General features: G+C 53.2%; 25 protein-coding genes. 12 read left to right on the top strand and 13 right to left on the bottom strand.

Features of this window, described 5'->3' with window-relative positions; translation table 11 throughout:
• Positions 1-330 precede the first annotated feature (330 nt).
• Together CSQ93_RS24920 and CSQ93_RS24915 are read left to right on the top strand one after the other, a co-directional pair.
• The gene (locus tag CSQ93_RS24920; RefSeq protein WP_099380356.1) at positions 331-651 is read left to right on the top strand and encodes a hypothetical protein; all 321 of its coding nucleotides are present in this window, start codon (positions 331-333) and stop codon (positions 649-651) included.
• Between the two features lie 396 nt (positions 652-1,047).
• Entirely contained in the window at positions 1,048-1,437 is a 390-nt protein-coding gene (locus CSQ93_RS24915) for a hypothetical protein (RefSeq protein WP_099380355.1), read from the top strand.
• 88 nt (positions 1,438-1,525) lie between these two features.
• Here the strand turns inward: CSQ93_RS24915 and CSQ93_RS29090 are convergent, their stop codons facing one another.
• From CSQ93_RS29090 to CSQ93_RS24900, 4 genes are all read right to left on the bottom strand, one after another.
• Positions 1,526-1,999 carry a surface-adhesin E family protein gene (locus tag CSQ93_RS29090; RefSeq protein WP_158301361.1) on the bottom strand — a complete coding sequence of 158 codons (474 nt, stop codon included), beginning with the start codon at positions 1,997-1,999 and terminating at the stop codon, positions 1,526-1,528.
• Positions 2,000-2,081: 82 nt separating this feature from the next.
• A complete protein-coding gene (locus CSQ93_RS24910; RefSeq protein WP_099380354.1) occupies positions 2,082-2,702 on the bottom strand; it encodes a hypothetical protein in 621 nt (206 codons plus the stop codon).
• Between the two features lie 47 nt (positions 2,703-2,749).
• Positions 2,750-3,163 (bottom strand): hypothetical protein, encoded by a 414-nt coding sequence (locus CSQ93_RS29085; protein ID WP_158301360.1) that lies wholly within the window; start codon positions 3,161-3,163, stop codon positions 2,750-2,752.
• Between the two features lie 138 nt (positions 3,164-3,301).
• Positions 3,302-3,976, bottom strand: coding sequence for a hypothetical protein (locus CSQ93_RS24900; protein ID WP_099380352.1), 675 nt, complete (start codon positions 3,974-3,976; stop codon positions 3,302-3,304).
• Positions 3,977-4,249: 273 nt separating this feature from the next.
• On the opposite strand from CSQ93_RS24900, the gene CSQ93_RS24895 reads away from it, so the two are divergent.
• Positions 4,250-4,687, top strand: coding sequence for a helix-turn-helix domain-containing protein (locus CSQ93_RS24895; RefSeq protein WP_158301359.1), 438 nt, complete (start codon positions 4,250-4,252; stop codon positions 4,685-4,687).
• 1,199 nt (positions 4,688-5,886) lie between these two features.
• Here CSQ93_RS24895 and CSQ93_RS24890 read toward each other — a convergent pair.
• Entirely contained in the window at positions 5,887-6,879 is a 993-nt protein-coding gene (locus CSQ93_RS24890) for a hypothetical protein (RefSeq protein WP_099380350.1), read from the bottom strand.
• Between the two features lie 521 nt (positions 6,880-7,400).
• Here CSQ93_RS24890 and parA point away from each other — a divergent pair.
• Both parA and CSQ93_RS24880 read left to right on the top strand, forming a co-directional pair.
• Positions 7,401-8,069: a ParA family partition ATPase gene (parA, locus tag CSQ93_RS24885; RefSeq protein WP_158301358.1), complete on the top strand. Its 669-nt coding sequence runs from the start codon at positions 7,401-7,403 to the stop codon at positions 8,067-8,069.
• Positions 8,066-8,425: a hypothetical protein gene (locus CSQ93_RS24880; RefSeq protein ID WP_158301357.1), complete on the top strand. Its 360-nt coding sequence runs from the start codon at positions 8,066-8,068 to the stop codon at positions 8,423-8,425. Before parA ends, CSQ93_RS24880 begins: the two co-directional genes overlap by 4 nt.
• A gap of 337 nt (positions 8,426-8,762) precedes the next feature.
• Here CSQ93_RS24880 and CSQ93_RS24875 read toward each other — a convergent pair whose 3' ends face one another.
• Complete coding sequence (locus tag CSQ93_RS24875) at positions 8,763-9,071, bottom strand: hypothetical protein (RefSeq protein WP_099380347.1); 309 nt, start codon at positions 9,069-9,071, stop codon at positions 8,763-8,765.
• 517 nt (positions 9,072-9,588) lie between these two features.
• On the opposite strand from CSQ93_RS24875, the gene CSQ93_RS29080 reads away from it, so the two are divergent.
• Complete coding sequence (locus tag CSQ93_RS29080; RefSeq protein ID WP_158301356.1) at positions 9,589-9,897, top strand: hypothetical protein; 309 nt, start codon at positions 9,589-9,591, stop codon at positions 9,895-9,897.
• 397 nt (positions 9,898-10,294) lie between these two features.
• Here CSQ93_RS29080 and CSQ93_RS24870 read toward each other — a convergent pair whose 3' ends face one another.
• Together CSQ93_RS24870 and CSQ93_RS24865 are read right to left on the bottom strand one after the other, a co-directional pair.
• Complete coding sequence (locus CSQ93_RS24870; RefSeq protein WP_099380346.1) at positions 10,295-10,513, bottom strand: hypothetical protein; 219 nt, start codon at positions 10,511-10,513, stop codon at positions 10,295-10,297.
• Positions 10,514-10,668: 155 nt separating this feature from the next.
• Positions 10,669-11,097 carry a hypothetical protein gene (locus CSQ93_RS24865; RefSeq protein ID WP_099380345.1) on the bottom strand — a complete coding sequence of 143 codons (429 nt, stop codon included), beginning with the start codon at positions 11,095-11,097 and terminating at the stop codon, positions 10,669-10,671.
• Positions 11,098-11,310: 213 nt separating this feature from the next.
• On the opposite strand from CSQ93_RS24865, the gene CSQ93_RS24860 reads away from it, so the two are divergent.
• Positions 11,311-12,249, top strand: a complete 939-nt coding sequence (locus CSQ93_RS24860; protein ID WP_158301355.1) for a hypothetical protein — start codon at positions 11,311-11,313, stop codon at positions 12,247-12,249.
• 197 nt (positions 12,250-12,446) lie between these two features.
• Here CSQ93_RS24860 and CSQ93_RS24855 read toward each other — a convergent pair whose 3' ends face one another.
• Positions 12,447-14,363 (bottom strand): DUF6538 domain-containing protein, encoded by a 1,917-nt coding sequence (locus CSQ93_RS24855; RefSeq protein WP_158301354.1) that lies wholly within the window; start codon positions 14,361-14,363, stop codon positions 12,447-12,449.
• Positions 14,364-14,566: 203 nt separating this feature from the next.
• On the opposite strand from CSQ93_RS24855, the gene CSQ93_RS24850 reads away from it, so the two are divergent.
• Positions 14,567-15,319, top strand: a complete 753-nt coding sequence (locus CSQ93_RS24850) for a hypothetical protein (protein ID WP_099380342.1) — start codon at positions 14,567-14,569, stop codon at positions 15,317-15,319.
• A gap of 388 nt (positions 15,320-15,707) precedes the next feature.
• Here CSQ93_RS24850 and CSQ93_RS24845 read toward each other — a convergent pair whose 3' ends face one another.
• Positions 15,708-16,355 (bottom strand): NADPH-dependent F420 reductase, encoded by a 648-nt coding sequence (locus CSQ93_RS24845; protein WP_034785853.1) that lies wholly within the window; start codon positions 16,353-16,355, stop codon positions 15,708-15,710.
• A gap of 121 nt (positions 16,356-16,476) precedes the next feature.
• On the opposite strand from CSQ93_RS24845, the gene CSQ93_RS24840 reads away from it, so the two are divergent.
• Positions 16,477-17,400 carry a LysR family transcriptional regulator gene (locus CSQ93_RS24840; protein WP_034785878.1) on the top strand — a complete coding sequence of 308 codons (924 nt, stop codon included), beginning with the start codon at positions 16,477-16,479 and terminating at the stop codon, positions 17,398-17,400.
• A gap of 446 nt (positions 17,401-17,846) precedes the next feature.
• Here the strand turns inward: CSQ93_RS24840 and CSQ93_RS24835 are convergent, their stop codons facing one another.
• The 3 genes from CSQ93_RS24835 to CSQ93_RS24825 are packed head-to-tail and all read right to left on the bottom strand — an operon-like array spanning position 17,847 to position 20,916.
• Positions 17,847-18,062 carry a hypothetical protein gene (locus CSQ93_RS24835; RefSeq protein ID WP_099380341.1) on the bottom strand — a complete coding sequence of 72 codons (216 nt, stop codon included), beginning with the start codon at positions 18,060-18,062 and terminating at the stop codon, positions 17,847-17,849.
• Positions 18,059-19,102: a phage portal protein gene (locus CSQ93_RS24830; RefSeq protein ID WP_099380340.1), complete on the bottom strand. Its 1,044-nt coding sequence runs from the start codon at positions 19,100-19,102 to the stop codon at positions 18,059-18,061. Before CSQ93_RS24830 ends, CSQ93_RS24835 begins: the two co-directional genes overlap by 4 nt.
• A gap of 14 nt (positions 19,103-19,116) precedes the next feature.
• A complete protein-coding gene (locus tag CSQ93_RS24825) occupies positions 19,117-20,916 on the bottom strand; it encodes a terminase ATPase subunit family protein (protein WP_099380359.1) in 1,800 nt (599 codons plus the stop codon).
• Between the two features lie 136 nt (positions 20,917-21,052).
• On the opposite strand from CSQ93_RS24825, the gene CSQ93_RS24820 reads away from it, so the two are divergent.
• From CSQ93_RS24820 to gpM, 3 genes are read left to right on the top strand one after another with little or no spacing between them, the layout of a single operon-like run.
• Positions 21,053-21,841: a GPO family capsid scaffolding protein gene (locus CSQ93_RS24820; RefSeq protein WP_199534506.1), complete on the top strand. Its 789-nt coding sequence runs from the start codon at positions 21,053-21,055 to the stop codon at positions 21,839-21,841.
• A gap of 47 nt (positions 21,842-21,888) precedes the next feature.
• The gene (locus CSQ93_RS24815) at positions 21,889-22,908 is read left to right on the top strand and encodes a phage major capsid protein, P2 family (protein WP_099380339.1); all 1,020 of its coding nucleotides are present in this window, start codon (positions 21,889-21,891) and stop codon (positions 22,906-22,908) included.
• On the top strand, positions 22,908-23,624 hold the full coding sequence (gpM, locus tag CSQ93_RS24810) for a phage terminase small subunit (protein WP_099380338.1): 717 nt from the start codon (positions 22,908-22,910) through the stop codon (positions 23,622-23,624). The genes CSQ93_RS24815 and gpM overlap by 1 nt, the downstream gene beginning before the upstream one ends.
• The last annotated feature ends 25 nt before the right edge of the window (positions 23,625-23,649 follow it).

Below are 23,649 nucleotides of genomic sequence, written 5' to 3'. Positions count from 1 at the left end.
CGACAGGCGCGACTCTCATCGTGGCGCGGAGATCCATCTCCAACCAGACGCCGGATAGATTTAAGCAAGCCTACTCACATCATACAAAATCAGCTTGCAAAAAGGAGGGTGACCATAGATTTTTTTACGCCTATAGTTGGCCAGTGGCTCATCAAGATGCTGCTTCGCATCACTCCTGCCAGTTGCATAAATATCAAGCACTGAGGCAATTTCGAAGTGTACCTACACTTTGCAGGACATCAACATTCATCCGCCCAGCAATACCAATATTGCGATACAGAAAAAAATCAACTTGGTCAACAAGACCAAAAATAACTAACTGAGGTCATTATGAGTAACAAACAAATCACAAATGCCGTGCGCCTTGCAAACAGTCTTACCAAGGACATCTCCGGAAACTTGCTTTCAGGTCAAGAAATGCGCGTCATCGAGTATCTGCAAATCTTGCGCTCGGTTCTAGATGGCCTGGAAGAAAAGCTGGAAGCAGGCAGTGATTTCAAAGCCGAGAAAAAGCTGGAAACAATCATGGCGGCCGTAGATGCGAAGCTGAATAACATGACACCGACAGATAAAGACCGTGTTGGGCCGTCAATGGAAAAATGGGCGGAAAAAGGTATTACTTTGGCTATGCTGGTTGAACCACAGGCCTAAAAACCCAGTATTAGTTTATTCCAAGAACCCGCTCAGACCGAACTATGGTCTGGCGGGTTTCTTTTTTTGCAAGGCAGTACAAGCGCGAGGGGCCGCCGCACAGATAGAAGATGGCATCAAGCGCTAACGGCTGATTGTTTTGCCATGAGCAAATGGTCGATACAACCCTGTTGACAGGCCAACAATAGGCCCGACAACACCCAAATCGCATACACATGCGGCTTCTGGCGCATTTCCGCAAGCACGCGAACAGGCTGGGCACCCCTCCTTTGCCTCCAGTCTCCATATATAAAGACGTTGCTATACAAGAGGTAACAGAACAACTTCTGTCCACGTAGATAAACGGCAGCCGGCACATCTACGTGCAAAAAACCTCTTTTGTGAGCAATGAAAAAAATGAACCCTAACCTACCGAAAACCTCGAACGGCACCCGTATCTGCGTCTACAAAGCAGACAGAACAAAATGGACAACTATCTTCGCTAGCAAAGCGTACCTGGAGAAAGCACTGGCAATCTGTGGCAATGATATCGGCGCAGTTACGCATCAGGCCCGTTACGCCAGCCTCACCTGCGTGCAGAAGGCCGGCGAAACTTGGACGCAGTCGGTTTTGAGCGGAGCGCGTCGGTTGTTGATTGCAGAAGCAAAGAAGCTCGCGGTGAAGCATCGGCAGGAGAATGCTGCAGCTGTTATCAAAAGTGAGAGTGAGGCACTTTCAGAGCTTGCCGCTGAAAATAATTCCTGCTGGGAGCAGGTTCTTGCTGAAACCTACGGGAACGCACGATGAAGCGTATCAAAGCCCAGCATTCCCGACTGTAGCCATTTTATTCATACACGGCTGTGGCGATGAGGAAAGCCAGGTCGCAAAATGTTGCTCATTTAGCGTGCTCTTCGTACACTTTGAAAGCCGTTTTTGCTAGCTCAGTAGGATTATCAACTGGCTTAGTTAACGAAGCAATCTCTGGAAACTTAGGATTACAAAACATTTTGTGATACTCAGCTCCCCGTGTTTCAGGAACAATCTTCATTAAATCCCCTGGTTGGTTCGTTGCCGAAATACCATCTCCGTTAGAATTAAAAGAGGCACTACTTAATGCTTGAATCGTTCTTTTAGAACAATTTGCCTCCCATAATGTCATTCTATAGCTAGCTTCTCCTGGTCGAATGAATTTTTGATTCGATACTTCTTTCACCCAAACACTGACAACTTTTCCTTTTTTCTCTATAGTTTCCTCATCAAGAAAAAATACCTTTTCTTTATACCCAAACTCCAACATGTAACGTAACTTCTCCGCTTTTACAATACCTGATGAAAACATAAAAACCAACACGAATATAATTTTTTTCATAAAATATTCCAATAGATATATTTAAAATTATTTACCAAATAAAGTAGGTGCAAAATAGGTGGCAAGCTTAACTGAGGCTCACTCAGCGAAGTGCTTTTCCTTTTTGGTCGTACATCGGGGTGTACCTGAAGCCATACTCCTTTGCACTGACTGGATATAAGGTTCCTGTTTCGCCAAAACCACGGTGCTTTCCGATACGAGGTTGACGGTCCAGGCATTCGTCATATCCTGGGTCGCCGTACTTGCACAAGATACGAACAACGATATTGCCTTCACCGGTTTTAGCGAAATCCTTGTTTACTTCCCAGGTGCCCGTTTGACGGATTTCAACAATGTCGAACGTGTGCAGTTTGGGCAGGTGGTCCGGCACGATGGCAGAGGTAGGCCAAATCTTGTCACCGGAGGCCATCCACCCGGCGTAGGCGGGGTGGCGAGTGTTTATGCGAACAATTCGCATGAAGTACTCAGGGTCGCCCTTGTTCACACCCATTGCAACCAGTTGGTTTTTGGCTGCGTAAGGCATCGCACCAGCCCATTCTTCGTCAAACGTGACGCCACCCGCAATGTTACGACCCTTCATGGCGGGCTCCAACTCCATGCCCATATTCAACGTCTTATTAATAGCAACGATTGCTGAAGATTGGCAGCCGGCTAGCAGGGCCAGGGCAATGACTGGGAACAAAAGACTAATCACATTTTTCATCTAGCTCCTCTAATTTTATTCGTTAACAGCTTATTTTTTCAAATACCTTACCAGGTCGAAAATACTGCTCTTCGAGCAGCGGTATTAATTACCAAATCGAGGTATATTTTTTTCTCAACCGCTGAGATGGTTGGGGATACGACCGCAGTAGATGTTTTCTCACTCAATGCACTAGATACTCCGCGCGAACCATTAATCATGTCACGCGTTATATTTTTAACATAACTAGAAATATCGGACTTTCGCTCATCCGAAATTTTAATAATAGCCAAATCAATATCATCACGAATTCCGTTTTGATTGACATCAGGGCCAAGCAGTTCGCGTTCGGCAACTGTGAGGCTGCCAAGAACTGGATGATTGATGACAGTAGGAGTCTGGCCACGGATATAGTCATCACCGGTGGCAGAACAACCGCTTAGAATTGCGATGACAAGCCATGCCATCAATTTTATTTTCAACACTTTTCCTTTCGTTTGAGCGAAATAAAAATCCTGTGAGTGTGAATGGTATTCCCTGCCGGCAGCGTAGTTTTTACTCCAGTATTGCCTTATTCACGCTACTTCAAGCCGGCGCAGAAATACTGCGGCCAAGTCGATTTAGCCACGGCCGAGCTTGTCAACGGCTGGCAATGGCCCCAGTTCGGGCTGGCCCTCAACATGCACACCCGATGTGCCAGCTGCACCTTCAATTGCGCGCACAGTATCGAGAATTGTTTTGTTGACCCAAGCTTCCGGGGTTCCGACAACAGCGTCAGCACCACTTTGGAGCAAGCCGTTCAGACCACCGCTGGTTTTAGAGAACACCGCGTACATGTCGAGGTTGTAGCCTGAGCGGTAGCGGTAGAGACAGCTGTAAAGGGTCAAATTGCTCGAGCCAGAAATATTTCTGACTGCTTTTGATGTCCAAACAGCACCATCGCACTTTGCTACCTTGATGCCTGCGCTGCCGTTTTGAGCCGCGGCAAGTTGCATCATTGCGCCCATTCCGCCACCCATCGCGCTGGCCATGTCGATTAGGACGAATTTCCCAGGCTCTGCAGGAACGACATTGCCAATATGCAGCGGCGTCGAGCTCTGCACACTGTTCGTGTTTTGAGCTAAACCGTTTGCAGCAGCGCGAGAGACAGTGGCGACGTCGGCCTGAGTTTTGAAATCAAAGATGTGGTAAATCTCGACTACTTCTTGTCGATTTGCCAGGCTTTGGTTGACTGTGTTGCAGCCGCTGAGAGCTCCTACAATTAAGGCTAAACTGATAACTTTTTTCTTGTTCATTACGTTCCCATATTTAGGTTCAACAGCTGTGCTGGTGCAGGACTGAGCACGTTAGTTTCAAAAAACCATCAGCGCACAAACCGAGTTCCAGTCAGTAGTTATCAACGTTCGGATAGGTGAAAACAATCATTGTCGAACGGAGACATGCTTTAAAAATTTCCCATAGGAAAACATTGTAGATAAAATAGATGTTGATGTAAATGATGTTGACATAAAAGATGGTGACATATCATCTCTGGTGCGGTATGGCTGATTCAGAACATCATGCCGCGCATGAGCGACAACAAAGGCCCCATCTCCCATGCCCAGCACTTCTACGCAAACTGGGTACGCAATCTGCGAGAAACTGCGGGTTACACACAGCAGACGTTGGCAAAAAATATGGGTGTTCATAGGTCTTTCGTAAGTCATATTGAAAGTGGCAAGCGAGCGATATCGGTCGATACCATTGGTCAGTTCAGACTTGCATTGATTACTGGCGAAGCGGACAAGCCTCCGTTTCGGCAACGAGTAGGGACCCGACTTCAAAACGCAAGGCTCAATTTTTCCCCACGGTTATCACAAGAAGCCCTTTCTGAGATGGCGGGATGTTCCGTTGGGTACGTTGCAAAGGTCGAAAATGCATCGGTAAGTACAACCGTCATTCGACTAGAACGGCTGGCATCGAGCTTGAAAATAGAGATTTCTGTGCTGTTAGACGACTTGCCTTAAAGTAAGTGTCGAGACTTAGCGCTGCTCCATCCAAACGAGTCCACGAGGCCCAACGGCGTGTCAGCAACCGATTCCCAATCACCAGCGAACAGCACCAAAGCACGGGACTACACTTCGTTCCCAGCATCCCTTGGCAAATCGCGGTTCGGACTGCGACAAACAGTCCTTAGAATAAACTCTGACCCGCGCTAACGTCGAATACCAAGTCAATATCGGTGGCCATTAGTACTTCGTGCTGTAACAGTAAACGCCTGCCTCGGTTGACGTGGGCGTACTCCACACGACGGCCGAAATACTCGCACGGCCAGCGCCTTACCAGCCGTGTCCTGTATCCCAAAACGAAAATATATGCGCCTTTGCCGCTGGCACACCGCGAGATTGCCAGCGGGGGTACCGGCTGTTGAAGACGCGAGCCTAGGCCGTGCGGCCCCACTGCGTGATGCTGGGGCAGGTGGATGAGCGACTGCGTCACCAGAAAGCCTTCTACGGTTTCCCACCGATTGCGACGACGCGTACCTAGAGCGGTACAGCAGACCGTCTTCGGCCTGGCCTACCGTGCACAACAAGTTACTCTGTAAGGGCATGACGCTTGAGCCACTCTAGCCGGAGTGCAAGCGTGAGCAGCTGGCCGGCTGCTCCTTGCAGCTTCTTCATGACAAATCGGCTTTGCGATTTGAGCCAGCACGAGCTGGCAGGCTTGGCACATCGCCCTTGAAGGTGCTTGGGGTCCCCTAGATTTATGGAGGCTAGATTCTCCGGTGAAATAAAAACCACATCATTGAGTAACACCTCAACCACCAAAAAACGTTTTAGTAGTTGTGGCTCACCGAAGACAATGGGATTAGTTCTATCTTAAGGAAACCACAGAAAACCGATTTTCCAAGATTGAGCTGTTCGATAGCAAACTCAGCGTGAGTAGTGCGCGAGTGAGTGTGGAGCTGGCAGCGACAAAACGAGCGTCGAAAGTATTTAAAGGTATTAGACGGCCCGGAGAGTCAGCATCCATGCAGTTTTTCTGGATAGTCGGTGTAATTTTTTGCCGTTTAAGGTGTAATCTTTTGCCAGATTTTCAGCTACTTAACGCCGCCTACAGACCTCATTAACTCGTTCGGGTGTAATACATTGCCAAACTCCTAGCACCATATTAATTTCATTACGACAATAAAAGACCCCCTCTCGGCGGGTCTTTAGCTAGCTGTCTAGGATGCTATCGCTGTCTTACGCAAGCTGAGATGGCCCATTTTGAGGGCGAATCCAGTGACCACCCCCATTTTTTCAAATTCAGCCAACGATTTTCTTACCGCGCGGTTGAACTCTTTCAGAATCATAGGAGACCCAGACACTGCGCGCAGTTGCTCTAAGTCAAAGCCCAATTCGCATGAATCAGCTTTGATTACACCATACAGCCAAGAGCCCAGCCCATCTTTCATCGACATGCGCTCGCTTGCCTTCATGAACGAGCGATACCAGCCCGTCAGCAGCGTTACGAGTGACGGCGACAGCTGTACTGACCACTCGCCTTTCTCCATCGTGAACTCAGTGATGAACGAAATGCCTTGGAATACTTCTTTTTCGCTCTTCTCATGTATGTAGTACAGCCTGCTTTTCGCATCGTGTAGCCGCAGTACCGAATCCTCGAGCTTTTTGACGCTGCCCCCACTGTCACCCCAGCCCAGAGTTTTGTGTGAAAATTCTCGGGGATTGAATTTAATTGCGGTCCCGCACGTCCCTCCAGCCCTGATGCGAATCAGCGCAAGCAAGACGCGCAAGTCATCCTGGCGCAACTCTTCTCCTTTGAACTCAATCTTCGTCTTGCCGTATGCCGGAACGGGTGTGAAGTCCCCGAACACCTCGCGCTTGCCACTGCGGTGCCCGAAAAGCCTTGATTTCAGCAATTCGGGCGTGAACGCGAGCGTACCGCTGTACTGCTCTGGCAGTACTGAACCTGGATTTTCGCGCGCGCTCATCATCGATGCTTTGCGAGCAGCTTTTAGCTCTGCTTTAGTCTTCGGCACTCGCACGAGTTCTTCCGCTGATTTGTATATTGCGGCCTTCTGTTTTTGAAACCATTCTTTTTGTTTTTCAGCTTTTGTCGGCTCGGAAATCGCTGCTTCGATGCACAGTCGATATCCGATATCCAGCTTGTGAGCATGGTCTTTTAAGCAAGCGTAAGGTTTTAAATAATTTTTCATTTTTCCGTCGGAAGTGAGATTGTGGTGGATGCGTATAGCTAGCGATTTATATAAATGTAGCCAACCCTCCTCTCTTTTTTCCAATCCATGCCCGGCCTGGAGATGTTGCGCTTTCCGCGCAGAACTACATACCTATCCAATCGCCAGTTGAGAGAGAAGGCGTGCCCCAACCGCGGCGACCGCTGCTCCTCAGCCCCCGGCGATGACCTGCCTGACCTCCTCGACCGCACACGACAAACCGTGGCTCGATGGCATAACGTTCAAACTTATGTGGCAAAAATTAAAGCTGAACTAATCACAAGGCTAGCTATACGGATAAGGACACAATGAAAACTTGTTTAGCAACAAGCCATTATGTGTGCACTTATGTTTCAGCACAGCTCTTGCCAATTCCTAGTGCACCCTACAGCAACGGAAACTCAACCAAAAAATTTCACAGCCAATATAAATCACATCACTACCTATTAGTAGAACGGATATTACCGTTCCAATCATTTGAATCATTATTAAAGGATAATCACATGCATGAACAAGCACGCATAATTGCAATTTGTCATCCGAAGGGCGGTGTCGGAAAAACTACAACCACTATGGTTCTCGCAGCCGCACTTGCAGAGCGAGCCTATCGAGTTTTAGTGGCGGACTGCGATGCGCAGGCGTCGGCATCCGCCTGGGCTAACGCGGCACCGGAAGGAAGACCATTTCCGGCTGCGGTGGTTAACCTATCTGCATATGCAGGAAAAGTGCATAGAGAGATTCAAAAGCAGCTCGATAACTACGATTTTGTCGTCATCGATTGTCCACCAGGACTGGATTCGCTAAGTCCGCAGTCGGCGATTCTTGTAGCCGACTTAGTCATCGTGCCTTTGCCTCCCTCTCCTGCAGACCTTTGGGCAGCACGTGGAGTAAAACTGCTGATTGAACGGGGTTTAGGGCTCAACCCATCGTTGAAAGCAGTTATCTTGGCAAATCGGGTAGTTCGGACGTCGCTTTCTAACGCAATCATGCGAGAGCTTAATGAATTCGGCATGCCGCTGTTGTCATCGAGGTTATCTAATCGAACTGCCTATCAAGAAGCGGTTATAAGCGGAGTGTCGGTTTCAGCGCTGGGCCGAGATGCGAAGGTGGCGACAGATGAGGTCAACGCACTCGCCGACGAGGTGTTAGCCCTACTGGGAGAGTACAAATGACAAAAAAGTTGTTTGATAAGGCCAAGCTGCGCTCAACAGTTGCGCAACAAGATGTAGCCCTGGTCGACCGATTCGACAAAGCAGATTCTATCCTGCTGAAGGCTCCGGAACCCACCACGGAATTGAGGCCAGCCCCGCAAAAATCATCCGTTGTGCGGGATACGTTTTCCATGCCGCCGGATGACTATGCAAGAATCGAGGAACTGCGCATTACCGCAGCCAGAGAAGGCCGTGTTTCGACGAGCAAGAGCGAGGTCGTACGCGCTGGCTTACAAGCGTTAGGCAGGCTCAATGGCCAACAATTGGTCGAGGCTCTCGACCGACTTGAGAAACTCGTACCAGGCAGAAAAAGCTGATTGATTTCATACCGTTATAACGATTAACTCGCTATAACGGTTTTTTTCGTGATGCAGCACCGTCAAAGGCCGCAGCCTGCTTCACTTCGGCGGGTTCGTGACACCATTGGTCGCCACCAGCGCGCAGGGGGAGGCTTGCGTTGGGCAGAACCGTAGCGATGCAATCGGCGAACTGCAGTCGACCTTTGACTGCTCAACGCGTAGTACGCGCGGCGACTATTCGTGAACATGGGACACCCTCCCCTGCCAGTTACATTCTGAGTCGCCAAATCGTGCCAACCCGGCATCGCCATTTGTAAGCTGTCAGCTGCCGAAATCTATCCCCATTGATGGAAATTCAGTCAAACATTGAGCCGCTGTCGACCATTGAGTTGGTGCCAAATGAATCGGCAGAATGGTCAACTGACGAGTAGTGACCATGGTCATCGAACGTGTCGGACTGTCCCCACAAATTTCCTGTTACGTCAACACCACCGATACCGCCCATCATGGGCATCCCGTTAGCCGGATTGACTGCCATAAATTCATACCTGAAAAAATTATCGTCAATACCACCGACTGATGAACCTGAGCTCGCATCCGAATCGGAATCAGGGGTACCCGTTGGCGGAAACATCAAATCGAAGAGTTTCGATAGAAAATTCATTTTAACTCCTTTATTTTTATTATATGGAAATTAATTCTAACACTGGATACACGATAAAGATAGCTTATTTTTTAGGCAGCATTAAAGAACAAGTTCTTTGATATCGATTAAGTATCTTAAAAGTTTCGCATCTACTGCATCTGTTTTTAATGCATCGCTATATGGGTAAGCAGACAAAATACTGCCAACTAAAAAATAAGGACATACGGTATGAATAGTACAAACCATATATTTGAATTCAGTAAATCGGGCCTTGTCTTTGCATACATACCAGCCACGAGCAAAAAACACGCAAGACAGAGAACTCGGCATGTAAATCATCTTGTTCACATACCGTTTGATTGCAGAGTAAGAGCTGTCAAGAAGGCGATTGTCGGCAAGGGTGCTATATTTTTTGAAGAGCATCTTCAACGAATGGATGACCTCTTTGAAAAAGCAGAGAGGGACACTGCATTAAGTATACCTAATTCTCAATACGCTTAGCATTACGTCCCAACAATGACACAAGGAGAAAATTATGAAATTATTGGATATTGCAGACATTATTGAAAAACTCTTGGACTTACGTACAAGCCGTCCAGCTTTAGCGCGAAGGATGGCGCACGAAAAAGAGCTCCCCGATGACCCAGTGCCATACTTAATTGAACGCATTGAAACAGCATATACAGCATGCCAAAATGTTACGCCATTGACGAAACCAATAGTGTTTTCTGAGCTAACAACCTGGCTAATTATTAGTCACAGCTTTTACCTGATACGGCTTGTCCGCGAGGAAAACCCTTGGACGTTCTCCTATCCAAAATCAGATATTCATACCTGTCATTGAGCAATTACTTTTCTTACGGCGGAGCCCATGGCTGGACTCTGCCGTTTCTCTATTGAAACGAGGCTAAAACGAGGGCGATAGATTACCTCCACGCGCTATCTGCCAGTCTCAAAATTCCTATTAAAATCTGCAATAATGTATTTCCCACCAACTTCGGAGCAGCGCTTCATCAAGAAGCGCCACCACCTCCGAGCGCACGACATGGCCAATAAGATTTATATGAATAATATCGTTCATACGGTGCATACGGCTTATACGGTTCATACGGTTCATAAGGCTCATACGACTCATACGACTCATATGATTTATATGATTCAGACTTCTGTCCAAGTTATACGTCGAACTATGTCAAGATTACCATTCAAAAAAAGACCCCGCAGCTGCGGGGTCGAATCAATCAGTGCCAAGTATCGGCGTTGTTATCCAAAAACGTCAAAAATTGTTCGCTGAACACGGTGCCGGCGTAGACGCCGTTGAACTCAAAAGCGTTTGATACTTCTGCACCAGAAATACGCTCACCCATCTCCACTGCACGTTCAAGTGACATTGCTTCGATGACCATGTTTCGGTAGTCGCTGACGGGGTGTTCGGTGTGCACAATATAAGTTTTTTCCATGTTGTTTCCTGTGTGATTTTAGATGTCCTGCATTTCCTATAGACACCTGCAAAAAAGGAGGTCAGACAGCCTTCCATTTCTTGCTAATCCCGCCTGACGACAAAAAGCCCCGACATGCGGGGCTTTGGGCGGGTTAGTAGCTTCAGCTGTCGGGGTTAGCTGAGTCGCTCGTGAGCCATGCGCAGCGTTTCCGGCGTCAGGTGCCCGAACAAGTCCAGTGCCAGCAGCTCCACCTCGTCCGCGGTCGGCGCCTTGGTGCGCTTTGCTTGCAGCTTTTTTTTGCGTTCAGCAAGTGCCACTTTTGTTGTTTCGCGTGACGAAGCTGCCGCTTCAATGACAGCGAGCAACTTCTCAGCTCCGACTAGCTCCCCGGTGAAGTTGTCGACCTTGGCAGTGAACACAAATGCTTTGTTCTTGTAGTCGTAGCCGTTTGCCGGGCTCAGCTTTGCGAGGGTTTTGAAGTGCGTCGTGTTCAGTACTTTAGAAGTCCGCAAGGTGAACACTACACCCCGTGGACCGGGGTTAGCCGTGATGGAAAATACGGAAGTGCTGTTGACCGCGGCTACGAATTGATGGAAGTTCATGGTGGCTCTCTCGTCAGTTGCGGGGTTACGCCATTGCTCCCCGGTTACACCCTGTAGCTAGAGTGTTTATATAGATTTGGTCGTCAACCTATATTTCTCTAAGGCAATATTGATGGCGACCGGCTCGCTGAGGAAATTAAGCGCTGAAAGCAAAATGCCCGAGGACGGGGCGTTTCTGAATGAGTGCTACTGATTTAGTATGTAATCCGCGCTATGGGACTGCCAGGTAATCCGACGAACGTCGCCCGCGTGCAGGAACTCCGTGATGACTTTGATACCCCACGCCGCCACCGCCGCCTCAACCAAGTCAATGCCAAGGCCACCAAGGCGATTTCGGCACTTCCTGCACCTACCGACCGCCCGGTCATCCGATTACCTCTTGGAACGCCGGCAACACGTCTGCTAGAACTACGCAAGCGGACCGTGATGCAATACGCTCAGCAAGCATTTCGCCATGGCGCGTCAGGTGGTACCAGATTCAAAGTGCATTTCGCGGAAAAGACGACAGAGGTCAGATACACAACTGACCTCGGCCGGAACTACGACCTCTATCGAGGTTCATATAAGGGATGGAGCGCGAACATCGATTTGCATCAGATTTGCTTGCCCGCAGACTGGCGCCTCCGTGTTGAGCGCAAAGGTCTTGCACTGCTCAGTGGCTTGATGACACTGGATGCGCTTCAGATAGAAGCGCCTGCTGGTATCGAACTGTACGCAGCAGTCTGGGCCTGCCAGAGCCGTGGCTATGCTGTCAGAACAGAGCGTGGGTTCATCGCTGTTGCCGGCAGCGACAGTTTTCATAGCGACACGACAGAAGGAGCAATTTTGGGTGTGCAGCGTAAACGTCGCAACGTACCCACAAGGGCAGCAACCATTGCCGACATGACGTCGGCAGTCGATACCTTCATCACAAAATACTCAAGATACGACATTTATGTCAGTCTAGATGACGCACGCAAGACAGGAAGCTGCGAGTACGGCATTCACTCTTGGTGTGCTTCTGTCGGCATTGATATCGGCCGTGCACGGGTGCCAATGATTGAGTTGCTTGAGGGTTTCCGCCGCTTGCCACAAATAGAGGTTCGTCGTGCCGTGCTTGGCGCGGTAAAGCGCAATCGCCGCAAGCTGAATGCCAATATGTCATCTCAATAACGTATTTCTTCGCTTGAAATATAACGCTAACAATTCAATGAACTTGAGTCGTTAGCGTGCTGCTCAGCGATATAGAATCTAAACTAATTGGCCATCAATAATGGCCATGACGAGTAATTTTTAAAAAAATAATCGCGGATTTTTATACAAACTTTCTGAACAGCGATGATTTATCAGTCCAACCATCCGATAATCTCTCATTGTTTTTTCCAGAGATAGAAGTCCACCGGAAAATTAACGTCATCGAAAATAAGTTTTTCCAAGAACGGCAGAGCAGCCGCCGGTTGATATCCGTTGCCATAAGCCTGCTCACTGCCGACTTCACGGAAAAAGTCTCGGTCCCTATCGCGCAAAAGTTGACGACCAGACAGTAATTGAGAAAGCCCTGCAGGCCAAACGCCTCGGCGCGCTTGAGAGTCTCGAATCCGGTCTTCAAACTGATGTCGAAAACTGTGCGGCCCGAAGCCACTTCCAAAGGCGAGCTTGTCGCGCACAAACCGCAAGAAACTCTGCTCAAACGCTCTCCCCCACATCGGACTCTTGCCACCGGGCCTCGGAACTGACGACTCGAACAACGGTACTTCGATGCCTTTTGATTGACGGCGGCCCTCAACATACTTGGAGAATCCAAGCTCAATTAGCTTTGGATGGACTGGTATAGTCCGGAAGACGCTCGGATTCTTTAAGCTTCGCTTGGGCAGCCTTGTATCGTCCATGCCGGAGACACTTTTTCCCAATCCATCATGCTCCACCTGACGATTTTCGTTTGGCATTTCAATTTGAAATTTGAAGCAAAGCACGCCATCGACAAAAAAGATATCGCTAGTCATTAATTGCAAGAACTCGCGTACCCGGGCACCATGAAGCAATCCGATAAGTGGGCCAAAATAACGTGCGGCCAGGTCCACTCCCAGCTTACCGCGAAATTGAGTCGTGTTTGGCGCGTACCAATCTGATGAGAACAAAGTGTTGATTTGCTCGCCAGAAAACGCAAAGCGTGGATTCTGCCGTTTTTTCCGCTCCGCATCTGATAGCTGCGGCATCATCTCAAGTTTAATGACGGGGTTATCTGACGTCATCAAAGCTTTCGTGCGGGCGAGAGCGAACATTTCTTTCAATGCCCGCTTTGCATGCCCATCAACATATCCTTGCGACCATTTTTTTGGAGCTGAAAACAACTGAAATTCAAAGAACCGAAATACATCGTTTGATGTAACCTTGTCTAAAGCAACATCACCATTGAAGGCAATGAAATTATTCCATATCGAAATTGCCATACTTATGGGCTTCGGCCCCACGGTCTTTGACTTGTACTCAATGAATTCATCATTCATATCGGAAAGGCGCGTTCCGGCTACTTGAACAACAATTGGGTCCACAGGAGCATCCCCCTGGTTACGAGCCGATATGAACTTCTGCGCAGTCCGCTCTGCTTCGGCAAAGGCACGGATGAGGGCTGGAAACTGTGGGTCGGTCAAGGCGATTTCATAACCAAGCGTTTGACACCAGTCATTCACGTCCTCGACTACTCCCGACCAATGGCGCGAAGCACGTCCTTGCGCCAAGACGCTCCGCATCACAGAGTCGGAGCGAATGCAAAAATCTTCAATTTCAGCCAAATGTTCATCATCGACACCGATGTCGCCATGTCGTTCGTCATTATCTGTATTGAGCCATGATTGCAGTCGAGCACCGACGATTTGCTGAATTAGCTGGGTAGTTAAAGGCGCTAAAGCAGTCTCCCGCTTCTCCACTAATAGTTCGCACATAGTGTGCCACTCACGACGCTTCTTCGCGACGATTTCGGCGCCAATTACTTTGGCAACGCGCAGGTCAGCAGTTCCGGTTGAGCAACGGAAAGAATGCTCTTTTTTAGCAAGAAAGGGCTGGACTGATGTGGGGGCGGTAAGACGGACGTAGTAATTTTCACTACGTCCATCGTCTCGACGATAGAGGTATTTTGGCAAGGCGATTTCCTTATCTTTGACACACTTTTTTGTCACACCTGTCTCCAAAAAATCTTTTAGAAACAGTAAGATAAGAGAAATCAAACACTTATGCAATTTTGGCGGAAGCGGTGTAATGCAAATATCTAGGTTTTTTGCGGCTTTCAAGCCGCTATAAACCAACCGTACCTACCACGCTACCTACCGGTAAAAATCACCACAAAAAGTCTTTGTGAGCGCGCACCCCTGGCGATTTTGCTATGCAAATCAAATGCAAGCTGAAATGGCGCGCAGCCGCATGCTCTCTCACACGCTAGCCGCATGGCCGCGCGCATGGCATCATGCGCGCAGAACATTAACTATGGTGACACATGGAGCAATTTCATTTCCTGGTAGGCGAATTCAAAAAGAATAGCCCATTTATCCCTGCCGCCGCCAGCGAACAGCTGTTTTCCTGGTTCGAGCAGGTGGGCGAGCGCGTCGATCGCTACGGCAGCAAGACAGGCAAGGTCGTCAAGTTTTCGCAAAAAAACTACGAGAAAACCCTGTTCGCAGTTGATGCCGACAGCATCGAATTGTTTTCACCGCGGATCGTACCACCCGGCGATGTAGACGAGTGGGCGAACTGCGACGCTCTTGCCCTGTATTCACATAGCTCTTCGCTGATGCTGGCCATCCACGCCAGCAAGCTGCCGCTGGCGCAGCTATTTCACAGCGCAGAGGGTATACCTGGCTTGCTCGATCATTGCGATTATGTGTACGGCTACAGCGAAACGCTGGGCTATGGCACGGGTTACGCACGCGGATATCTGACGCCCGATGCAGCTCATCCGTGGATAGCTTCTGCCAGGTCCGATCCTGGCAATAATTGGGGTGCTATCAAGCGCAAAGGGCTGCAATATGAGCACATACGCGACGTATATCCCATCAGTATTTTCAGCCAGTCCAGGCTCGACGCGCTGCCGCCAGAGCGTCAACAAGCGTTGCGTAAGGCGATGCAGGCATATGGCAGCAGTAATACGCACGACGGCAAGACGCACTGGATTTTAAGCGGCGAGGAACAGGCGGCGGCCCGTAGTGACCTGCAAGCGTGCACCATGCTGGGTTCCCTAATCGACAATTGACTCTTCATGAGCACCCATCTTCACGTACACAACAGATAAAGGCCACAACCTGTTGCAACAGGTATTCCGAACCCGCTTGCGCACTTACGAACCGGTAGCCCTGGACTGATCCAAAGTGGACTTCGTGCGCGGCGGGTTCGATTCCCGCCGTCTCCACCACTGAATTGTTTAGAATCAAGTAGTTAGCAAGAAGAAGGCTGTCATTATTTGGGTTGTTTTTGGGCTGTTTTAGCCTAGGAATGACAACAAAATGACAGCCTTTTTTTCGCCTATCTGCTTAGATCTGCTTAGATCTGCTTAGCGGCTAAACAATCACCATTTGTTTTGGTATGCACGCCAACCGGCGGCGGGGGGGCGCGGCTTAATGCAGGCGAGCGAACGATCTCGATTAGATACTGATGAAATTATGCGTCGACAGCGGCCCGAAGGGCAGCGAGGCCAGCGGTCCACCGACGTCCAGCGCGCCGAGGTCAATCGGGAAGAATCCGGCAACTTCCATGATACCGCGCACCTCGGCCTTTGCGGCAGCGTCATCGCCAGAGTAAAACAATACGCGCTTGCCACCTGCCGTCACCGGCTCCTTCAGCACATTGACGTCGTTATGATTGAATGCTTTGACGACCCGTGCACCAGGAACGAATTGTTGGATGATCTGGCTTGAATGCTTTCCGCCAAGATCGATCGCCTTGATCCCATATGCGGCGAGAGGATTGCTTACGTCGTTCGCATCCGGCGACGTTGCTGGATCGAAGAACTCCACAGGGTTAGTGCCGTCGATCACGATGCGACCGCTCCACGCCGGCAGGCTACCCAGTACTTTCTCTGCATCGACCCAGCGGACCGCAACTAGCACCATATCGGCGCTTGCGGCCTCTTCCACTGTGCCGGCCTTGATGGATGGCCCCAGTTCTTCAACCAAGTCAGCCAGCGAGGCTGGTCCACGGCTGTTGGAGATGGTGGCCGATATCCCTTTTTTTGCAAGAATGCGAGCGAAGTTGGAGCCGAGGGCGCCCGAGCCAATGATGCCGATAGTCATGATTTTTCCTTTGAATTAAGTGAATAAACTGTTTGCTGAGTTGAATTTTAGGGCCTTGGCGTTTATTGCGTTAGTATCAATAAACTATAATCAGTTTCAATTATTACTTGAAGGTGAAATCGTGGAAACTCTCGCCAATCTGGAGTCATTCGTCCGCAGTGCCGAGAGCGGTAGCTTTTCTGCTGCGGCACGTCGGCTGGGCCTGACGCCAGCAGCAGTGAGTCGGAACGTCGCGCTTCTTGAACGGAACCTTGGCGTACGACTTTTCCAGCGTAGCACCCGTGGCCTGACGCTAAGTGAAGCGGGTGAACGTTTTCGGCAATCAGTACAGATTGGTCTCGACAGCATCCAGGGCGCAATTGCCGACATCAAGGTCAATGCCGGGCAACCGACTGGCGTGTTGAAGTTGAGCGCTGCACCTGGATTTGGCATGGATTATCTGTTACCTCTCATGCCGGCGTTTCTCGAAAGATATCCGGGAGTAACTCCCGATTGGGTTTTCGATAGCCGTCCGCTGGACCTGATCGCAGGCGGCTTTGATGCGGCGGTCGGCGCTGGTTTTGAGCTACCGCCCGGTATGGTGGCGCGCGAATTGGCGCGAATACATTTGATTGCAGTGGCATCGCCAGCGCTATTACAGGGAAAGCGTCGTCCCAAAGATCCAGCCGGACTTGCCGAATTACCCAGTGTTGTGATGCGCTCGCCATTGACTGGCCGCGTGCGGATTCAGGTCATGCGCAATAACGCAGGAGTCGAAGTCACAGCAAAACAGCAGGCGGTTATGCTGGTTAACGATCCGGATGCACTCAGCCGAGCCGTGGTGCTGGGCCTTGGCGTCGGATTGATACCAGTTCCCCACGCTGCTCCACATCTGGAGAGTGGTGCGCTGGTACGATTGCTGCCGAACTGGTATGGTGATGTGGGGGCGATCTCGTTGTATTTCACCAGTCAGAAACTGTTGCCGGCGAAGACGCGCGCCTTTGTCGATTTTGTTGTCGAGGCATTTCGTGTCCAGAAGCTGCCGCAAGTCCTCTCTGCTAAATAGCGCACCTTTGATATCAGACCACTGTCGTCGAACCGAAGCCTGGTTACCTACACAGACATCGAGGCATACCCAAGAACGCGCCAAAGTGCAGCATAGCGCGAAAACAACGCCGTTCCCACGTCGCAACACCACCCGCACGAAAAACCGCTCAAAGTGCGTCAAAATGCGTCAAAACTCGCGCACCCTCTTCGCCCCGCCGCACCAGTCCTCATGCGCCTTCGGCCACGGCGCAAATTTGAGTCAAAAGAGCCCTATATAGCGGGCAGGTGTGGAGGGGGGACAACTGCGCGCGCCGGGCCGAAATGGGCTTTTTTCTTGCCTCTGATGCAACATCATTCGTCGGGACGTGAAAAAGCCGCCTCGTGGGCGGCCTGTGCGGTGGCTGGGGCGCTCCGGCGCGGCTGGGCTATCGCGGCCCTGCGCTGCCAGCTATCGCGGCGTGTCGCTCATCCTGGGCGACCGGCGCGGGCCTTGGCCGCTTGCTCCTTCTCGTAATCGTCGCGGCAGTCCACATCGCAGAACAGCAGCGCGGGCGCCAGCAGCTCGTCGCAGTAGTGACAACAGCCATGCGCCACCAGGGCGGGACGGCCGCGCACGGCAGCCAGGCCGCGCGCCACTTCGGCAAAGATGATCTTGTCCGTGTTGTCGATGTGGTCGCTCATTGCGCTGTCTCCTTGCCCAGGCCCAGGTCATACGGGGCGAACTTCACCACTTCCACGCCAGCCCACTCGTTGATCGCCATGAACTGCGCCTGCAGCGGCACCAGCTCGTTGCGGGCGAAGACGCGCGCGGCCGGCTCGACGGCGCCGAAGCCGCCCGCATTGTTTGGCAGGATGCCCATCAGCTGCGGCGGCACGCGGTGCGCGGCCAGCTGGTCGTCGCGCGTCACGCTCTTGATGTTGAAAAACTCGTCCTTGGCGGCCACGTCGGACACCGGCAGAATCTGGATACCGTCTTTCTTGCCGTTCGGCGCGTACATGAACAGGTTACGGAAGTTGCCCGGCCCCTTGCTGTCGCGCATGGCCTGGCGCAGGTTGTCCACGTCCTGCGTGTTGGCGGCCGCATCCGTCATGTAGAACACGAAACCGGCGTGCGAGCCGTTCTTGTAGTACTTGCGGCGGAACAGGGTGGCCGCCTCGTTGAGCCAGGCCGATTGCAGCGCGCTCAGGTACTGCGGCACGCCGTACAGCTCCTGGTTCACGTCCGGTTCCATCAGGTGGAACACGCGGCCCTTGTCGAACTGGTGCACGGCCTGGTAGCCGTTCACGAAAAAGTAGGTATCCAGATCGACGCCGCGCCGCATGTACTTGGCCAGGGCGTGCTGGTACGCCAGCGCCTTGCCGCTGCGGCTGGGCCGGTCTTCCAGGTAGGCATTGCCAAAGGTCAGATAGTCCAGGGCCATGCGTTTGAAACCATCGCGCGACAGGTATTTCGTCGGCATCAGGGTGGACGTCAGCACATTGGCCTTGAAGTGGATGGCGCTGCTGTGGTGCACGCCGGCATTGAAGGACTTGGCCAGGCCGGCCAGGTTGACGGGCGGCTCATACCAGTGGCCGTTCTTCCAGCATTCGAAGCAGTCGAGAATGTCGGCGTGCTCGAGCACGGGCGTCGGGTCGCCGAAGGAAAACGCCTCGATGCCGGCGGCGGCCGGCGCCGTGGCCGCTGGTGGTGCGCTCTCGGCCTGGCGGCCACGCGCGCGCATGTGTCGTGCTTTGCTCAAGAATAAATCTCCATGAAAGATTGGTGGTTGTCGGTGGTGCCTTCGAATGGCTCGTGATCGAGGGCGTGCATGCAGGCCCACGCCAGATCGGCGTGGCCGGTTTCGTCGCTGCGGCCGGCGACATAGGTCACGTGCCGCCCGCTAGGGGTGAGGGTCTTGTGGATGGCCATGAAGGATTGCGCGATGTCCGTCCAGCCGGCGTCAAATTCCAGCCGGCCCTTGCTGATGATGTTTTTGGCCTTCAAGACCATGCGCGTTTTGACTTCGGGCGAGTAATTCAGGGCCGTCACGGCCGGGAAGAAGCCGCGCACGATCGGCAGCACGCCGATGCCCATGCCCGTGGTATCGATGCCGATGTATTCGACGTTGTAGCGCTGGGTCATCTGGCGGATGGCGTCGGCGTGATCTTCGAAGCTCTGCCCGCGCCACTGGTGGCGCTCCAGGATGCGGAACTTGCCGCCGGCCGTCATGGGCGGCGCCAGCACGACGCAGCCGGCGCTGTCTCCGTTCAAGGCCGGGTCGTAGCCGATCCACACGGGCCGGTTGCCGAACGGACGCAGCCCCATTAATGGCTTGTAGTCGTCCCACTCCACCCAGGAATCGACCATGCAGCGCTGCAGCTCGGCCAGCGGAAACACCGAGGCCGAGTCGTCAATAAAATTACACATCGGCAGGTTGTCGAACTGGTCGGGGCTGTATTCGAAGTTGCGCAGTTCGTCGATGTCGAACAGATTGCAGCCGCCGCGCTCGGCGTCCAGGATGGTGACGATCTGGCGCCAGATCTTGTCCTCGCCCGTAAAACCCGACGAGAGGCGGCCATGGCTCACGTCGATGTTGACCTGGTCGGCCTTGGCGCGGCGCTTGTTGAACAGCTCGCCCGTCCAGAACGGGTAAGCCTGGTGCGTGGTCGAGGATGGCGTGGAAAAGTAGGTCTTGCGCCACTTCTTGTGGATGGCCATGCCCGAGGCCACCTTGTTCAACTCCTGGAAATTCTGCGTCCAGAAGAATTCATCGAAGTAGAAATTGCCGTGGTAGCCCTGCGCTGTGCGCGCATTGGTGCCGAGGAAGTACATGTGTGCGCCGTTCGGCAGCACGATGGGGTCGCCCGTCAGCTCAATGCCGGCCGCCTCGCGCGCGAATTGCACGATGTATTGCTTGAAGACGTGCGCCTGGCTTTTAGAGGCGGACAGGAAGATCTGATTGCGGCCCGTTGCCATTGCGTCGGCCAGCGCTTCGCGGGCGAAATACCAGGTGGCGCCGATCTGGCGGCTTTTGAGAATGGCGCGCGTGCGCTGGTCGCCGTTGCGATACCAGACCTTTTGATAATCGAACAGCGAATCCTGGAAGGCGTCGAGCAACTGAATGCGCTGTTCGTCGCTGAAATCGTTGCGGGTCGGTTTCTTCTTCGGGCCGGCGTTGCGGTTCGCCAGCTTGGGGTTGAGATCGACCTCGTTGCCGCCCGGTTGCTCATAGCGGCGCACGCGCGCCATCTGCACGATGGTGCGCGCCAGCAGGTCGATTTCCTTGTAGTCGCTGCCAGTCTTGACCTCTTTTTCGACCAGCTTGATGATGCGCAGCTCGACCGCGTTTTCGACGTGCTCGATGCCCTGCGCCTTGTCCCATTCGTCGCGCTCTTTCCAGCTATTGATGGTGCTGCGCTTGATTCCCAGGTGGCGGGCGATGGACGAAATGCGCCAGCCCTTCCAGTACAGGGCGCGCGCGGCGCGGCGCGGCTCGGATTCGGGCACGGCCAGTTCGGCGATTTTTTCTTCAGGGGTTTGATGGATTCCTAACATGCCGCCAGCGTAGGCCGCGCGCGCGCGGAGCGGGGAAAGGCAAAAGTCGCTATAGCCCATAGCAACCCGCACCGCATTGAATCGCAGCGCCAAGACGTTGACCATGGCGTTATCCGATCAACCGAGACACGCCACCATGCCTAAATCCCAATTCTTCCGCGTCGCCACCGAAGGCGCGACCACGGACGGCCGCAACATCGACCGCGCCACCATCGAGCAGATCGCCGCCACCTACAACCCGAAGACCTACGGCGCGCGCATCTGGCTGGAGCACATTCGCGGCATCCTGCCCGACAGCCAGTTCAAGGCCTACGGCGACGTGATCGCCGTGAAAGCCGAGGAAGTGGACACCGACAGCGGCAAGAAACTGGCGCTGTTCGCGCAGATCGAACCCACGCCGGAACTGGTGGCCATCAACAAGGCCAAGCAAAAGCTGTACACCAGCCTGGAAATTCAGCCCGACTTTGCCGACTCGTCGCAGCCCTACCTGGTCGGCCTGGGCGTCACCGACAGCCCGGCCAGCCTGGGCACCGAGGCGCTGAAATTCTCCGCCGGCCGCAAGCAGCAAACCGACAACCTGTTCACCTCGGCCGTCGAGGTGACGCTGGAATTCGAAGAACCGCAAGGCACCAAGCTGGCCGATGCCGTGAAAAACCTGCTGTCGCGCTTCTCCAATAAATCCGGCACCGACGCCGCGCAGTTCGCAGACATCAGCGAAGCCGTCGAGGCGCTGGCCGGCCACGTCGTCACCGCCAACGACAACTACGCGGGCACATTGGCGCGCCTGGAAAAAACCGAAACGGCATTGAAGGCCACACAGGACGAGCTGGCCGCCTTCAAGGCGCAGATGGATGAGGCGCCCGGCAACGGCCCGCGCCGCCCGGCCGCCACCGGCAACGACGGCGCCGTGCAGACCGAGTTTTAAGCGCCCGCGCTATCCACCTACCCAATTCAACAACGGAGCACTGATTTATGAAAAAGCAAACGCGCCAGGTCTTTGGCCAGTATGAAACCCGCCTGGGCCAACTGAACGACACGGACAACGTGGCCAAGACCTTCAGCGTCACGCCCAGCGTGCAGCAAAAGCTGGAAACGAAAATGCAGGAATCGAGCGAGTTCCTGACGAAAGTGAACATCATCGGCGTCACCGAGCAGGAAGGCGAAAAGCTGGGCCTGGGCGTCTCCGGCCCGATTGCCGGCCGCACCAACACCAAGGACAAGGAACGCAAGACGCGCGACCTGTCCACCCTGGACGGCACGAAGTACCGCTGCGAACAAACCAATTTCGATACGCATCTGAACTATGCCAAGCTGGACGCCTGGGCCAAGTTCCAGGACTTCCAGTCGCGCGTGGCCAATGCCATTTTGACTCGCCAGGCGCTCGACCGCATCGTCATCGGCTTTAATGGCGTCAAAGCCATGGCCGACACCGATCTGGACGCCAACCCGCTGCTGCAGGACGTGAACAAGGGCTGGCTGCAGCACCTGCGCGAGCTGGCGCCCGAGCGCGTGCTGGGTCTGGTGGCCAATGGCATGCCGGGCAAGGTCATCATCGGCGACGTGGACGGCGCCGACTATGCCAACCTGGACGCAGCCGTCACCGATGCCGTCAACCTGCTCGATCCCTGGTATCAGGAAGACACCAATCTGGTGGCCATCGTCGGGCGCAAGCTGTTGAACGACAAGTATTTCCCATTGGTCAACACCAAGCAGGCGCCCACGGAAACCCTGGCGGCCGACATCATCATCAGCCAGAAACGCATTGGCGGCTTGCCAGCGGCGCGCGTGCCCTTCTTCCCCGACAACGCGATCCTGATTACCCGCTTCGACAATCTGTCGATCTATTTCCAGGAAGGCGCGCGCCGCCGCCGCGTCGAGGACGTGCCCAAGCGCGACCGCATCGAGAACTACGAGTCGTCCAACGACGCCTACGTGATCGAAGACCTGGGCCTGGCCGCGCTGGTGGAAAACATCGAGCTGAAAGACAAGTAATGGCCAACCAATCCCCCGCCCTGCGCCACCGCGCACGCATGCTGGCCGAGCGCACGGCCGGCGCCGCCGCGCCGCAGGGCGTGACCACCGGCACGGCCTACGAAATGATGCTCTACAAGCTGGCCGACGACCGGCGGCGCTTGAAGTCGATTCAATCCGTGGAACGCAAGATCGAGGTCAAGGCCACCTTGCTACCGGATTACGCGCAGTGGATCGACGGCGTGCTGGCCGGCGGCAAGGGCGCCCAGGATGACGTGTTTGCCACCCTGCTGGTGTGGCACATCGACACGGGCGAGTATGCGCGCGCCCTGGTCATGGCCAAATACGCGCTGGCGCACAAGTTCACCCTGCCCGAGACGTACAGCCGCGACATCGCCACGCTGATGCTGGACGAATTTGCCGAAGGCTATTTGCACGGCAAGCTGGCCGCCGATCCGCAGCACGCGGCTCAGGTGCTGGGCCAGGTGGAACAACTGACGGCCGCCAGCGACGCGCCCGACCAGGCGCGTGCCAAGCTGCACAAGGCCATCGGCCTGGCCATGATCGCCGTGCTCGATCAGGCCGACGATACCGACATCGCCCCGGCGCTGGTGGCGCAGGCGGAAACGGCCATGGGCCAGCTGAAACGCGCGCGCTCCCTGTCGGAGTCCTGCGGCGTCAAGAAAGATATGGAACGGCTGGAGCGGCGCCTCAAGCGCGCGGCCGGTTCCGCGTAAGAGCATCCCCCGCAGCACGGCGGCA

Source organism: Janthinobacterium sp. BJB426, assembly GCF_002735705.1.
Taxonomy (GTDB): Bacteria; Pseudomonadota; Gammaproteobacteria; order Burkholderiales; family Burkholderiaceae_D; genus Janthinobacterium.
This window is presented reverse-complemented; position numbering and strand designations above follow the sequence as displayed.

What these genes read in the sequence shown, in the direction of transcription:
- CSQ93_RS24920 (WP_099380356.1), top strand. Translation starts at nt 331, where the DNA reads ATGAGTAACAAACAAATCACAAATGCCGTGCGCCTTGCAAACAGTCTT.
- CSQ93_RS24915 (WP_099380355.1), top strand. Translation starts at nt 1,048, where the DNA reads ATGAACCCTAACCTACCGAAAACCTCGAACGGCACCCGTATCTGCGTC.
- CSQ93_RS29090 (WP_158301361.1), bottom strand. Translation starts at nt 1,999, where the DNA reads ATGAAAAAAATTATATTCGTGTTGGTTTTTATGTTTTCATCAGGTATT.
- CSQ93_RS24910 (WP_099380354.1), bottom strand. Translation starts at nt 2,702, where the DNA reads ATGAAAAATGTGATTAGTCTTTTGTTCCCAGTCATTGCCCTGGCCCTG.
- CSQ93_RS24900 (WP_099380352.1), bottom strand. Translation starts at nt 3,976, where the DNA reads ATGAACAAGAAAAAAGTTATCAGTTTAGCCTTAATTGTAGGAGCTCTC.
- CSQ93_RS24895 (WP_158301359.1), top strand. Translation starts at nt 4,250, where the DNA reads ATGAGCGACAACAAAGGCCCCATCTCCCATGCCCAGCACTTCTACGCA.
- CSQ93_RS24890 (WP_099380350.1), bottom strand. Translation starts at nt 6,879, where the DNA reads ATGAAAAATTATTTAAAACCTTACGCTTGCTTAAAAGACCATGCTCAC.
- parA (WP_158301358.1), top strand. Translation starts at nt 7,401, where the DNA reads ATGCATGAACAAGCACGCATAATTGCAATTTGTCATCCGAAGGGCGGT.
- CSQ93_RS24880 (WP_158301357.1), top strand. Translation starts at nt 8,066, where the DNA reads ATGACAAAAAAGTTGTTTGATAAGGCCAAGCTGCGCTCAACAGTTGCG.
- CSQ93_RS24875 (WP_099380347.1), bottom strand. Translation starts at nt 9,071, where the DNA reads ATGAATTTTCTATCGAAACTCTTCGATTTGATGTTTCCGCCAACGGGT.
- CSQ93_RS29080 (WP_158301356.1), top strand. Translation starts at nt 9,589, where the DNA reads ATGAAATTATTGGATATTGCAGACATTATTGAAAAACTCTTGGACTTA.
- CSQ93_RS24870 (WP_099380346.1), bottom strand. Translation starts at nt 10,513, where the DNA reads ATGGAAAAAACTTATATTGTGCACACCGAACACCCCGTCAGCGACTAC.
- CSQ93_RS24865 (WP_099380345.1), bottom strand. Translation starts at nt 11,097, where the DNA reads ATGAACTTCCATCAATTCGTAGCCGCGGTCAACAGCACTTCCGTATTT.
- CSQ93_RS24860 (WP_158301355.1), top strand. Translation starts at nt 11,311, where the DNA reads ATGGGACTGCCAGGTAATCCGACGAACGTCGCCCGCGTGCAGGAACTC.
- CSQ93_RS24850 (WP_099380342.1), top strand. Translation starts at nt 14,567, where the DNA reads ATGGAGCAATTTCATTTCCTGGTAGGCGAATTCAAAAAGAATAGCCCA.
- CSQ93_RS24845 (WP_034785853.1), bottom strand. Translation starts at nt 16,355, where the DNA reads ATGACTATCGGCATCATTGGCTCGGGCGCCCTCGGCTCCAACTTCGCT.
- CSQ93_RS24835 (WP_099380341.1), bottom strand. Translation starts at nt 18,062, where the DNA reads ATGAGCGACCACATCGACAACACGGACAAGATCATCTTTGCCGAAGTG.
- CSQ93_RS24830 (WP_099380340.1), bottom strand. Translation starts at nt 19,102, where the DNA reads ATGCGCGCGCGTGGCCGCCAGGCCGAGAGCGCACCACCAGCGGCCACG.
- CSQ93_RS24825 (WP_099380359.1), bottom strand. Translation starts at nt 20,916, where the DNA reads ATGTTAGGAATCCATCAAACCCCTGAAGAAAAAATCGCCGAACTGGCC.
- CSQ93_RS24820 (WP_199534506.1), top strand. Translation starts at nt 21,053, where the DNA reads ATGCCTAAATCCCAATTCTTCCGCGTCGCCACCGAAGGCGCGACCACG.
- CSQ93_RS24815 (WP_099380339.1), top strand. Translation starts at nt 21,889, where the DNA reads ATGAAAAAGCAAACGCGCCAGGTCTTTGGCCAGTATGAAACCCGCCTG.
- gpM (WP_099380338.1), top strand. Translation starts at nt 22,908, where the DNA reads ATGGCCAACCAATCCCCCGCCCTGCGCCACCGCGCACGCATGCTGGCC.